Origin of the sequence: Marinobacter guineae (assembly GCF_002744735.1) — a bacterium.
GTDB lineage: Bacteria > Pseudomonadota > Gammaproteobacteria > Pseudomonadales > Oleiphilaceae > Marinobacter > Marinobacter guineae.
In genome coordinates, this window is sequence record NZ_KZ319343.1 from 180,446 (window position 1) to 193,305 (window position 12,860).

6 protein-coding genes, 3 tRNA genes and 3 rRNA genes are annotated in these 12,860 nt (G+C 54.0%); all 12 read left to right on the forward strand.

The genetic code is table 11. The features are described from left to right. The first annotated feature begins 92 nt into the window (after window positions 1-92). The 12 genes from CLH62_RS19560 to rrf all read left to right on the forward strand — a co-directional run bounded on the left by CLH62_RS19560 (window position 93) and on the right by rrf (window position 12,774). Complete coding sequence (locus tag CLH62_RS19560; RefSeq protein WP_099619865.1) at window positions 93-1,811, forward strand: acetolactate synthase 3 large subunit; 1,719 nt, start codon at window positions 93-95, stop codon at window positions 1,809-1,811. Between the two features lie 2 nt (window positions 1,812-1,813). Beyond that, entirely contained in the window at window positions 1,814-2,305 is a 492-nt protein-coding gene (ilvN, locus tag CLH62_RS19565) for an acetolactate synthase small subunit (protein WP_048497877.1), read from the forward strand. A gap of 64 nt (window positions 2,306-2,369) precedes the next feature. Next, entirely contained in the window at window positions 2,370-3,386 is a 1,017-nt protein-coding gene (gene ilvC, locus CLH62_RS19570) for a ketol-acid reductoisomerase (RefSeq protein WP_099619866.1), read from the forward strand. 88 nt (window positions 3,387-3,474) lie between these two features. After that, window positions 3,475-4,293, forward strand: coding sequence for a CDP-diacylglycerol--serine O-phosphatidyltransferase (gene pssA / locus CLH62_RS19575; RefSeq protein ID WP_099619867.1), 819 nt, complete (start codon window positions 3,475-3,477; stop codon window positions 4,291-4,293). 100 nt (window positions 4,294-4,393) lie between these two features. Beyond that, window positions 4,394-5,368 carry a protein-methionine-sulfoxide reductase catalytic subunit MsrP gene (gene msrP, locus CLH62_RS19580; protein WP_099619868.1) on the forward strand — a complete coding sequence of 325 codons (975 nt, stop codon included), beginning with the start codon at window positions 4,394-4,396 and terminating at the stop codon, window positions 5,366-5,368. Continuing rightward, window positions 5,368-5,991 (forward strand): protein-methionine-sulfoxide reductase heme-binding subunit MsrQ, encoded by a 624-nt coding sequence (locus CLH62_RS19585; protein ID WP_099619869.1) that lies wholly within the window; start codon window positions 5,368-5,370, stop codon window positions 5,989-5,991. The genes msrP and CLH62_RS19585 overlap by 1 nt, the downstream gene beginning before the upstream one ends. 524 nt (window positions 5,992-6,515) lie before the next feature. Then, a 16S ribosomal RNA gene (locus CLH62_RS19590) occupies window positions 6,516-8,051 on the forward strand. A gap of 233 nt (window positions 8,052-8,284) precedes the next feature. Further along, a tRNA-Ile gene (locus CLH62_RS19595) sits at window positions 8,285-8,361 on the forward strand. A gap of 122 nt (window positions 8,362-8,483) precedes the next feature. Continuing rightward, window positions 8,484-8,560, forward strand: a tRNA-Ile gene (locus tag CLH62_RS19600). A gap of 564 nt (window positions 8,561-9,124) precedes the next feature. Continuing rightward, window positions 9,125-9,200: transfer RNA gene (locus CLH62_RS19615), tRNA-Ala, on the forward strand. Between the two features lie 470 nt (window positions 9,201-9,670). Beyond that, a 23S ribosomal RNA gene (locus tag CLH62_RS19620) occupies window positions 9,671-12,563 on the forward strand. A gap of 96 nt (window positions 12,564-12,659) precedes the next feature. Then, window positions 12,660-12,774 (forward strand): 5S ribosomal RNA (rrf, locus tag CLH62_RS19625). Together the 16S, 23S and 5S rRNA genes with 3 tRNA genes alongside form the textbook arrangement of a ribosomal RNA operon. The last annotated feature ends 86 nt before the right edge of the window (window positions 12,775-12,860 follow it).

Sequence of the window (12,860 nt, forward strand, 5' to 3'; positions counted from 1 at the left end):
CGGTTCCGCTTTCAAAAGAAGCAAGGACACCGTGAACCCAGGCAACCGGGATGAATCCCGGCTCATTCACTCTTAGAAGAGGGTAGAAAATCGTGGAGTTATTGTCTGGCGCCGATATGCTGATCCGGTCCCTCAAAGATGAGGGTATCGAGTACATATACGGCTATCCGGGTGGTGCAGCCCTTCATATTTATGACGCGCTGTTCAGGCAGGACGAAGTCAAACATATTCTGGTAAGGCACGAGCAGGCGGCGGTCCATATGGCCGACGGATATGCGCGGGCGACCGGAAAACCGGGTACTGTCCTGGTGACCTCGGGCCCTGGAGCCACCAACACCATCACCGGCATTGCCACCGCATTCATGGATTCCATCCCTATGGTGGTTCTGTGCGGCCAGGTTGCGTCAACCCTCATTGGAGAGGACGCCTTCCAGGAAACCGATATGATGGGTGTTTCCCGTCCAGTGGTTAAGCACAATTTCAGCGTTCGCCATCCCGAGGAAATTCCGGAAATTATTCGCAAGGCGTATTACATCGCCGCTACTGGTCGCCCTGGCCCGGTTGTTGTGGATATACCCAAGGATATGACCACGCCGAACGAGCGTTATGAATACTCTTATCCGAAGAAGGTGAAGCTGCGCTCCTACAATCCCGCCATTCGTGGCCATGCGGGCCAGATCAAGAAAGCCGTCGACATGTTGCTGGCCGCCAAGCGTCCGATTATCTATGCAGGCGGTGGGGTTGTTCTTGGCAAGGCCTCGGATCAGTTAACGGAACTTGTCCGGATGCTGGGCTATCCGATCACCAACACGCTGATGGGCATTGGCTGTTACCCGGCCAGCGATAAACAGCACCTTGGCTGGCTTGGCATGCACGGCACTTACGAAGCCAATATGGCCATGCACCATTCGGATCTCATTCTCTGTGTGGGCGCGCGGTTTGATGACCGCGTCACCAATGCCACCGAGAAGTTCTGTCCGGGTGCGCGCATTATCCACGTTGATATAGACCCGGCTTCCATCTCCAAGACCATTGATGCCGATGTCCCAATCGTTGGCCCGGTGGATGCCGTGCTCAAGGAAATGCTGTCGCTGGTCAAGGAAAGCAAGGAAAAGCCGGATGCCGATGCGATTGCTTCCTGGTGGAAACAGATCGATGAGTGGCGGGCCTTCCATGGTATGCGCTATGAGACCAGCCCGGATGTGATCAAGCCCCAGGAAGTGATTGAAATGCTGTGTCGCCTGACCAACGGCGAGGCCTTTGTCACTTCCGACGTCGGCCAGCACCAGATGTTTGCCGCCCAGTACTACAAGTTCGACAAGCCCAATCGCTGGATCAATTCCGGTGGCCTGGGCACCATGGGCTTTGGCTTGCCCGCGGCCATGGGTATCAAGCTGACCCATCCGGACGACGAGGTACTCTGCATCACCGGTGAAGGCAGCATCCAGATGAACATCCAGGAACTGTCGACCTGCAAGCAGTACAATCTGCCGGTCAAGATCATCAACCTGAACAACCAGGCCCTGGGTATGGTCAAGCAGTGGCAGGACATGAACTACGAGTCCCGTCACTCCCAGTCCTACATGGAATCCCTGCCAGACTTTATCAAGCTGGCGGAAGCCTATGGCCACGTCGGAGTCCGGATCGACAAGAAGGAAGATCTGGAAACCAAGCTCAAAGAAGTGCTGGCCATGAAGGACAAGCTGGTGTTCGTGGATATTTACGTAGACCGGTTTGAGCACGTGTACCCGATGCAGGTTGCCCGTGGCGCCATGAAGGATATGTGGCTCAGCAAGACGGAGAGGGTGTGATCATGCGTCGAATCATTTCTGTTTTGCTTGAAAACGAACCGGGCGCATTGTCGCGGGTAGTGGGCCTGTTCTCCCAGCGTAACTACAACATCGAAAGCCTTACTGTGGCGCCGACCGAGGATGAGACCCTGTCCCGTCTGACGGTCACAACTACTGGCTCAGACAAGGTTATCGAGCAGATTACCAAACAGCTGAACAAGCTGATCGAGGTAGTTAAGCTGGTCGATCTGACCGAGGGCGCTCACATCGAGCGTGAGCTGATGCTGGTGAAGTTGAAGGCCACCGGGTCTCAGCGTGCCGAGATCAAGCGTACGGTGGACATCTTCCGCGGCCAGATCGTCGATGTGACCAGCTCGGTTTACACCGTTCAGCTGGCAGGCGACAGCGAAAAGCTTGATGGTTTTATCCAGGCCATTGGTACCTCGGGTGTGCTGGAAGTGGTGCGTACCGGTGTATCCGGCATTGCCCGGGGCGAGAAGGTGCTCAGCCTTTAATAATTTCAAACAGAGTTTGAATATCATGGTCCTTCGGGGCCATCACCAATAACAGAGGTTTCTCATGCAGGTTTATTACGATAAGGATTGTGATCTTTCCATCATCCAGGGCAAGAAAGTTGCCGTCATCGGTTTCGGTTCCCAGGGCCACGCCCACGCGTGCAACCTGAAGGAATCCGGCGTTGATGTAACCGTTGGTCTGCGCCCGGGCTCTTCCTCCATTGCGAAGGCGGAAGCCTACGGTCTGAAGACCAGCGACGTGCCCTCCGCTGTCGCGGCAGCCGATGTTGTCATGGTTCTGACCCCGGACGAGTTCCAGTCTCAGCTGTACCAGGCTGAAATCGAGCCGAACCTGAAGCAGGGCGCGACCCTGGCCTTCGCTCACGGCTTTGCCATTCACTACAACCAGATCGTTCCGCGCAAGGATCTGGATGTCATCATGGTTGCCCCGAAAGCTCCGGGCCACACGGTCCGTACCGAGTTCACCCGTGGTGGTGGTATCCCTGACCTGATCGCCATCTTCCAGGACTCCTCCGGCAATGCCAAAAACCTGGCCCTGTCCTATGCCAGCGGCATCGGTGGTGGTCGTACCGGCATCATCGAAACCACGTTCAAGGACGAGACCGAAACCGATCTGTTCGGTGAGCAGGCGGTTCTGTGTGGTGGTACTGTCGAACTGGTCAAAGCAGCTTTCGAAACGCTTGTGGATGGCGGTTATGAGCCGGAAATGGCTTACTTCGAGTGCCTGCATGAGCTGAAACTGATCGTTGATCTCATGTACGAAGGCGGCATCGCCAACATGAACTACTCCATCTCCAATAATGCGGAGTATGGTGAGTATGTGACTGGCCCGGAAATCATCAACGAGCAGTCCCGCGAAGCCATGCGCAACGCACTGAAGCGCATCCAGAGCGGTGAGTACGCCAAGATGTTCATCTCCGAGGGTGCTCTGAACTACCCGTCCATGACGGCGCGTCGTCGCCAGAACGCCGCTCACGAAATCGAGATTGTCGGTGAGAAGCTGCGCGGAATGATGCCGTGGATCTCCGCGAACAAGATCGTGGATAAGGACAAGAACTGAGCGGAATTCCGCCTGGTTTGAAAAACGCGGCCCGGGTGGCCGCGTTTTTCGTATATAATTCGCCCAAATGCTTTCCGGAGTAATGGGAATGACTGAAGAAATAACATCTGCTGACGATAAGCAGAACCCGGACTATGAAGTTGAGGCCGGCGAAGTGGTTGAGGAAGAACTTGTTGAGGGTGCGCCGGTCCGGCGTAAAGGTATCTACCTTCTTCCCAATGCGCTGACGACGGCCTCTCTGTTTTCTGGCTTTTACGCCATTGTGTCTGCCGCAAACGGCGTCTTTGATAACGCCGCGATTGCCATTTTTGTTTCGATGATTCTGGATGGTCTGGATGGTCGCGTGGCCCGGATGACCAACACCCAGAGCAAATTTGGTGAGGAGTACGACAGCCTCGCCGACATGGTGGCGTTCGGTGTCGCCCCTGGCCTAGTCGCCTTTTTCTGGTCGCTGAATGGTCTCGACAAGGTCGGCTGGACTATTACCTTTATTTACGTGGCCGGTGCGGCTCTTCGTCTGGCTCGATTTAATACCCAGATTGGCTCGGTCGACAAGAAATTCTTTGTCGGGTTGCCAAGCCCAGCGGCCGCGGCCTGTGTTGCGGGACTGGTCTGGTGCTTTCACTTGTTTGAGCCGGCAGCCTGGCTCACATTTCTGACCCTTGTTGTAGTGGGAGGTTCTGGCGTTTTGATGGTCAGCAACGTCCTTTATCGAAGTTTCAAGGATCTGGATCTGCGTGGCCGGGTCCCCTTCGCGGCAATTCTCCTGGTTGTTCTGGGCTTCGTAGTGATCGCACTGGATCCAGCCACCGTACTTTTCACAGGGTTCCTGATCTACGCGTTGTCCGGCCCCGTTCGTGCCTTGTTCCGTGGTAAACCGCGCAAAACCCAAGGTGCCAACGAATAATAATTCGGTGTCCCGAGCTTTCAAAGGGAAGCTCGGGGAAATTTCCGTATCAGTCTCCGGTCAACGCCTTACGTGGCTGACGCTCCAGCGGAGACTTTATATGTTCATCAAGAAGCGCCCATCCTGGGCTTTATCCCAATCCGAGATTACGCCTGAATCGGTTTATCTGAATCGAAGACAGTTTATGTCTGGTTCCGTTGCTGTGGCGGCCGGACTCTCGATACCAGGCCTGCTGCCTGCAGCCGAGTTACCTGTCCAGGGTAAGTCGCTGAATTTCGTCCCGATGCCCGACTATTCCACAGCCGAAGAGAAGACGCCTTTTAAGGATGTCGCTCAATACAATAATTTCTACGAGTTCGGAACGGGCAAGGGTGATCCTGCCAGGTATGCTGAAGAAATGACGGTAGATCCCTGGTCATTGGGCGTTGAGGGGGAGTGCGAGCAACCCGGTGAGTACGCGTTGGAAGACCTGCTTAAGCCCCACGAATATCAGGAGCGCGTTTACCGTCTCCGTTGTGTTGAGGCATGGTCCATGGTGATACCCTGGATTGGTGTACCGCTGGCGGACATCCTCAAGCGATTGCAGCCCACCTCCCGAGCGAAATATGTGTACTTCGAAACCCTGCATGATCCGGACCAGATGCGCGGGCAGCGCTCGCTCTTCAGCACAATTGACTGGCCTTACCAGGAAGGGTTGCGCATGGACGAGGCCATGAACGAACTGAGCTTTCTGGCAGTTGGCCTTTATGGAAAGACCCTGCCTAAACAGAACGGCGCACCTATCAGACTGGTTGTTCCCTGGAAATATGGCTTCAAGAGCATCAAGTCCATTGTGAAGATTCGATTCCAGGAGGAACGGCCAGAAACAACATGGGAAATGATCGCGCCACAGGAGTACGGATTCTACGCCAACGTGAACCCCGAAGTGGATCACCCAAGATGGAGCCAGAAGAGAGAGAGGAGGCTTCCTTCCGGACTGCTTTCTCCTAACTGGATGGAAACCGTCAAATTTAACGGCTACGGAGAGCAGGTCGCCCATCTCTATAAAGACATGGATCTGCGGAAGTTCTTTTAATGCCAGGTTCCCGCTGGAGTGGGCATCCCCGGTTCCTCCTGGCTTTTCGCCTCCTGGCCGCCTTATTGGCGAGTATGCCCTTTCTGTTTCTGGTGTCCAATATTGCCGCGCAATCTCTCGGGCCTGACCCGGGCCAGGAAGTGACAGAGCTTCTGGGGCTTGCAGCATTTCAGCTACTCATAGCCACTTTATGTATGACGCCGCTCAAACGCTGGACCGGGTGGAGCGGCTGGATCCGGATTCGGCGGATGCTGGGATTGTTCGCGTTTTTTTACGCGACGCTTCATGTTCTGGCGTTTCTTCAGTTTATTCTCGGTTGGACTGACTTGTGGGTAACCTTTACCAAGCGACCCTACATAGTGGCGGGTGCCTTGTCTTTCCTGATGCTGATTCCTCTTGCGCTGACATCAACCCAGGGAATGATGAAGCGACTGGGTCGGAGCTGGAAGCAGCTGCACAAACTGGTTTATCCGAGCATCGTAGTCGCCTGGGTCCATTTTATCTGGCAAGCGCGCAGCGATGTGGGGGAAATGGTGTTTTATGGCCTGGCAATACTGGTTCTTCTTGCGGTTCGCTGGAAGTGGGCGGGCTCGCGGGGGATGATTCCGTTTGTCAGGGGGTGATTTGCGTTTGTTTTTAAGGCAGGTTGATCAGTGGCTGATCGATGGGGTAGGTGGAAACCGAAACCGCTAACAATTAATTCAAAAACCTCGTTGACAGTTTTCCTGACGTCTGTAGAATGCGCACCACTTCTGAGGGACAAGCCACAAACGGTGGCATCCCGAATGAAAGCAACTGCTTGAAATTACTGAAGAAAATGAGTTTTAAAAATCTTCAGAAAGCAGTTGACAGGCGAGTCGTTCAGTGTAGAATGCTCGCCTCGATTAAGCAGTAAGCCGATGTGTTTTTCGGCGGGTTCCGGAGGCGGAAAACAACGAAAAACAAACGGTTGACAAGACGGCGGAACGATGTAGAATACGCCACCTTGATTGAGCCACGGCTCAAACGCTCTTTAAAAAGTTAACCAAGTAATTCGTGTGGGCGCTGGCCGAGGTATTTCGGAACTGAAATATCAGGACAGTGACTCGTCGAAAATTGAGTTTTGTCTTGAGCAAGAATAGAGGATCTTCGGATTCTTGTATGATTTAAACTGAAGAGTTTGATCATGGCTCAGATTGAACGCTGGCGGCAGGCTTAACACATGCAAGTCGAGCGGTAACAGGTCCTTCGGGATGCTGACGAGCGGCGGACGGGTGAGTAATGCTTAGGAATCTGCCTGGTAGTGGGGGATAGCCCGGGGAAACCCGGATTAATACCGCGTACGCCCTTCGGGGGAAAGCAGGGGATCTTCGGACCTTGCGCTATCAGATGAGCCTAAGCCGGATTAGCTAGTTGGTAGGGTAAAGGCCTACCAAGGCGACGATCCGTAGCTGGTCTGAGAGGATGATCAGCCACATCGGGACTGAGACACGGCCCGAACTCCTACGGGAGGCAGCAGTGGGGAATATTGGACAATGGGGGCAACCCTGATCCAGCCATGCCGCGTGTGTGAAGAAGGCTTTCGGGTTGTAAAGCACTTTCAGTGAGGAGGAAGGCCTTAAGGTTAATACCCTTGAGGATTGACGTTACTCACAGAAGAAGCACCGGCTAACTCCGTGCCAGCAGCCGCGGTAATACGGAGGGTGCAAGCGTTAATCGGAATTACTGGGCGTAAAGCGCGCGTAGGTGGTTTGATAAGCGAGATGTGAAAGCCCCGGGCTTAACCTGGGAACGGCATTTCGAACTGTCAGGCTAGAGTGTGGTAGAGGGTAGTGGAATTTCCTGTGTAGCGGTGAAATGCGTAGATATAGGAAGGAACACCAGTGGCGAAGGCGGCTACCTGGACCAACACTGACACTGAGGTGCGAAAGCGTGGGGAGCAAACAGGATTAGATACCCTGGTAGTCCACGCCGTAAACGATGTCAACTAGCCGTTGGGACTCTTGAAGTCTTAGTGGCGCAGCTAACGCACTAAGTTGACCGCCTGGGGAGTACGGCCGCAAGGTTAAAACTCAAATGAATTGACGGGGGCCCGCACAAGCGGTGGAGCATGTGGTTTAATTCGACGCAACGCGAAGAACCTTACCTGGCCTTGACATGCAGAGAACTTTCCAGAGATGGATTGGTGCCTTCGGGAACTCTGACACAGGTGCTGCATGGCCGTCGTCAGCTCGTGTCGTGAGATGTTGGGTTAAGTCCCGTAACGAGCGCAACCCCTATCCCTAGTTGCTAGCAGTTCGGCTGAGAACTCTAGGGAGACTGCCGGTGACAAACCGGAGGAAGGTGGGGATGACGTCAGGTCATCATGGCCCTTACGGCCAGGGCTACACACGTGCTACAATGGTGCGCACAGAGGGCTGCAAACCCGCGAGGGGGAGCCAATCTCACAAAACGCATCGTAGTCCGGATCGCAGTCTGCAACTCGACTGCGTGAAGTCGGAATCGCTAGTAATCGTGAATCAGAATGTCACGGTGAATACGTTCCCGGGCCTTGTACACACCGCCCGTCACACCATGGGAGTGGATTGCACCAGAAGTGGTTAGTCTAACCTTCGGGAGGACGATCACCACGGTGTGGTTCATGACTGGGGTGAAGTCGTAACAAGGTAGCCGTAGGGGAACCTGCGGCTGGATCACCTCCTTAAACGAAGCCGAAGGCTTCGGTCAGAGTCCACACGAATTACTTGGTTGGCTAATAAAGAGAGCAAAAGGGTCTATGCAGGCCCGATGTCGGTTTGACCAGACCTCAGGGTTTGGCGCCGGATTCGGATTGGCTGGCAAGGCGCAGATTGAGTGAGAGAGGGAGCGTACATGCGTACGTGACCGATTGAGCGAGAGCTGCAACGCAGTCCAGGCGATTCGAAGACAAGCGAAACCGGGTCTGTAGCTCAGGTGGTTAGAGCGCACCCCTGATAAGGGTGAGGTCGGTGGTTCAAGTCCACCCAGACCCACCANCACCTCCTTAAACGAAGCCGAAGGCTTCGGTCAGAGTCCACACGAATTACTTGGTTAGCTTCTAAAGAGAGCAAAAGGGTCTTTCAGACCCGACTTGGCTTGTTCTAGGACAGGCAAAACCGGGTCTGTAGCTCAGGTGGTTAGAGCGCACCCCTGATAAGGGTGAGGTCGGTGGTTCAAGTCCACCCAGACCCACCAGAATTTCGTGGCTCGTCGTTATCGAAGTACTTGCATAGCAGGCTATGCGGCGCACTTCGATGCCTAGATCCACAAAATTCTATAGCCTGAGATTCCGTGCGCGGCCGGGCTTAGGTGATAAGTCTTGGGGCTATAGCTCAGCTGGGAGAGCGCCTGCCTTGCACGCAGGAGGTNAAATTGCTCAGCTCGTCGTTGTGTCCGGACTTGCATAGCAGGCTATGCGGCGCCCGAATACGCCTAGATCTGAACAATTTCCGAGATCGCCACTGGATTTGGCAAGCTCGGATTAGTAGGCCTCAAAAGTCGAGGCAATCGCGGATGCGCCGGACAGGTTTTGTCAATCTAGGCGCAGTGTGAGTGAGAGAAGGAGTGACCCTCGATGGGTCATGACTGAAGCGAGCGAATGCTGCAACGACGAGTGATGAAAGCTGGACAAGCAGACGGGGCTATAGCTCAGCTGGGAGAGCGCCTGCCTTGCACGCAGGAGGTCGGCAGTTCGATCCTGCCNGGCTATGCGGCGCCATCCGATGCCTTGATCTGAATAATTCTTGTAATAGCTTTTATGGGGCTATAGCTCAGCTGGGAGAGCGCCTGCCTTGCACGCAGGAGGTCGGCAGTTCGATCCTGCCTAGCTCCACCAAAACCTTTACTGACTAACGCGAGTTAGCAGTGTACAGAAACAAGTTTTTCAGTTTTGTGACCGTCAAGGTTGTGACTGAAGACCTTCTTTCTGATCACTGGGTCAGATTTGCTCTTTAACAAATTGGACGAGATAGAACACGAATGCTTTTTCNNNACAGAAACAAGTTTTTCAGTTTTGTGACCGTCAAGGTTGTGACTGAAGACCTTCTTTCTGATCACTGGGTCAGATTTGCTCTTTAACAAATTGGACGAGATAGAACACGAATGCTTTTTCTCATTATCTCCGAGAGAAAGTGTTCAATGTGATAGCGATTTCAAGCGTTATCCGGTGTTGTCGTTGAAGTGGTTGTATATGACTTCGAGCGACTGTCTCTGAACCTCATCCTGGATGGGAAAGCTGGCTTCACTTCGGTGGGTTGGGTGCTCCTGTTTATGGTGGCGTACAGATCAGTTGTCTTGGGGTTATATAGTCAAGCAACTAAGCGCATACGGTGGATGCCTTGGCAGTCAGAGGCGATGAAAGACGTGGAAGCCTGCGATAAGGCTCGGGGAGCTGGCAAACAAGCTGTGATCCGGGCATCTCTGAATGGGGAAACCCACCGACTTTCGGGTCGGTACCTTGCACTGAATACATAGGTGTAAGGGGCGAACTCGGGGAACTGAAACATCTAAGTACCCGAAGGAAAAGAAATCAACCGAGATTCCCTCAGTAGCGGCGAGCGAACGGGGACCAGCCCTTAAGCTGGACAACTGGTAGGAGAAGGCTCTGGAAAGTGCCGCCATAGTGGGTGATAGCCCCGTATCCGAAACCTGAGTCCAGTGAAATCGAGTAGGACGGGACACGTGATATCCTGTCTGAACATGGGGGGACCATCCTCCAAGGCTAAATACTCCTGACTGACCGATAGTGAACCAGTACCGTGAGGGAAAGGCGAAAAGAACCCCTGTGAGGGGAGTGAAATAGATCCTGAAACCGTATGCGTACAAGCAGTCGGAGCGGACTTGTTCCGTGACGGCGTACCTTTTGTATAATGGGTCAGCGACTTATGTTCAGTGGCGAGGTTAACCGTTTAGGGGAGCCGTAGGGAAACCGAGTCTGAATAGGGCGATTTAGTCGCTGGGCATAGACCCGAAACCGGGCGATCTATCCATGAGCAGGTTGAAGGTTGAGTAACATCAACTGGAGGACCGAACCCACTGTCGTTGAAAAGCCAGGGGATGACTTGTGGATCGGAGTGAAAGGCTAATCAAGCCCGGAGATAGCTGGTTCTCCCCGAAAGCTATTTAGGTAGCGCCTCGGACGAATACCACAGGGGGTAGAGCACTGTTTCGGCTAGGGGGTCATCCCGACTTACCAACCCGATGCAAACTCCGAATACCTGTGAGTACTATCCGGGAGACACACAGCGGGTGCTAACGTCCGTTGTGAAGAGGGAAACAACCCAGACCGCCAGCTAAGGTCCCCAAGTACCAGTTAAGTGGGAAACGATGTGGGAAGGCTCAGACAGCTAGGAGGTTGGCTTAGAAGCAGCCATCCTTTAAAGAAAGCGTAATAGCTCACTAGTCGAGTCGGCCTGCGCGGAAGATGTAACGGGGCTCAAACTGGTCACCGAAGCTGCGGCTGCATACTTTGTATGCGGGGTAGGGGAGCGTTCTGTAAGCCTGCGAAGGTGAGTTGAGAAGCTTGCTGGAGGTATCAGAAGTGCGAATGCTGACATGAGTAACGACAATGGGAGTGAAAAACTCCCACGCCGGAAGACCAAGGGTTCCTGCGCAACGCTAATCGGCGCAGGGTGAGTCGGCCCCTAAGGCGAGACCGAAAGGTGTAGTCGATGGGAAACGGGTTAATATTCCCGTACCTTGGATAGCTGCGATGGAGAGACGGAGAAGGCTAGGTGAGCCGGGCGACGGTTGTCCCGGTTTAAGCATGTAGGCAGTGGGGTTAGGCAAATCCGGTCCCACAATGCCGAGACGCGACGACGACTGCTCTTAGAGCGGGAAGTCATTGATGCCCTGCTTCCAGGAAAATCTTCTAAGCTTCAGGCTATTCGAGACCGTACCCCAAACCGACACAGGTGGTCAGGTAGAGAATACCAAGGCGCTTGAGAGAACTCGGGTAAAGGAACTAGGCAAAATGGTGCCGTAACTTCGGGAGAAGGCACGCTGGTGGTAGGTGAGACTCTTTACGGGTGGAGCTGAAACCAGTCGAAGATACCAGGCCCCTGCGACTGTTTATTAAAAACACAGCACTGTGCAAACACGAAAGTGGACGTATACGGTGTGACGCCTGCCCGGTGCCGGAAGGTTAATTGATGGGGTTAGCGCTTGCGCGAAGCTCTTGATCGAAGCCCCGGTAAACGGCGGCCGTAACTATAACGGTCCTAAGGTAGCGAAATTCCTTGTCGGGTAAGTTCCGACCTGCACGAATGGCGTAACGATGGGGGCGCTGTCTCTACCCGAGACTCAGTGAAATTGAAATCGCCGTGAAGATGCGGTGTATCCGCGGCTAGACGGAAAGACCCCGTGAACCTTTACTATAGCTTCACAGTGAACTTTGAGCATGTTTGTGTAGGATAGCTGGGAGGCTTTGAAGCGGCGACGCCAGTCGTCGTGGAGCCAACCTTGAAATACCAGCCTGACATGTTTGAGGTTCTAACTTGGTCCCCTTATCGGGGATGAGGACACTGTGTGGTGGGTAGTTTGACTGGGGCGGTCTCCTCCCAAAGCGTAACGGAGGAGCACAAAGGTGGGCTAAGCATGGTCGGACATCATGCGGTTAGTGTAATGGCACAAGCCCGCTTAACTGCGAGACAGACACGTCGAGCAGGTACGAAAGTAGGTCATAGTGATCCGGTGGTTCTGTATGGAAGGGCCATCGCTCAACGGATAAAAGGTACTCCGGGGATAACAGGCTGATACCGCCCAAGAGTTCACATCGACGGCGGTGTTTGGCACCTCGATGTCGGCTCATCACATCCTGGGGCTGAAGCCGGTCCCAAGGGTATGGCTGTTCGCCATTTAAAGTGGTACGCGAGCTGGGTTTAGAACGTCGTGAGACAGTTCGGTCCCTATCTGCCGTGGACGTTGGAGATTTGAGGAAAGCTGCTCCTAGTACGAGAGGACCGGAGTGGACGAACCTCTGGTGTTCGGGTTGTCACGCCAGTGGCATTGCCCGGTAGCTATGTTCGGATAGGATAACCGCTGAAAGCATCTAAGCGGGAAGCCCCTTCCAAGATGAGATCTCCCTGGACCCTTGAGGTCCCTGAAGAGCCGTTCAAGACCAGGACGTTGATAGGTCGGGTGTGTAAGCGCTGCGAGGCGTTGAGCTAACCGATACTAATTGCTCGTGCGGCTTGACTATATAACACCCAAGACAATTGCGGATAACGCAGAGCCTTCGCGCTCAAACGAAATCACTATCACGTTCCATCTCGTCCCCCAGTGATCAACCGTTTTGCCTGACGACCATAGCGGTCTGGAACCACCTGATCCCATCCCGAACTCAGAAGTGAAACAGACCAGCGCCGATGGTAGTGTGGCGTTGCCCATGTGAGAGTAGGTCATCGTCAGGCTCCTAAATAAAACAGCCCCGACAGCATATGCTGCCGGGGCTTTTTTATTTTGGATCGAGGCCCTGCTGTGCACTACACCGGCCCCC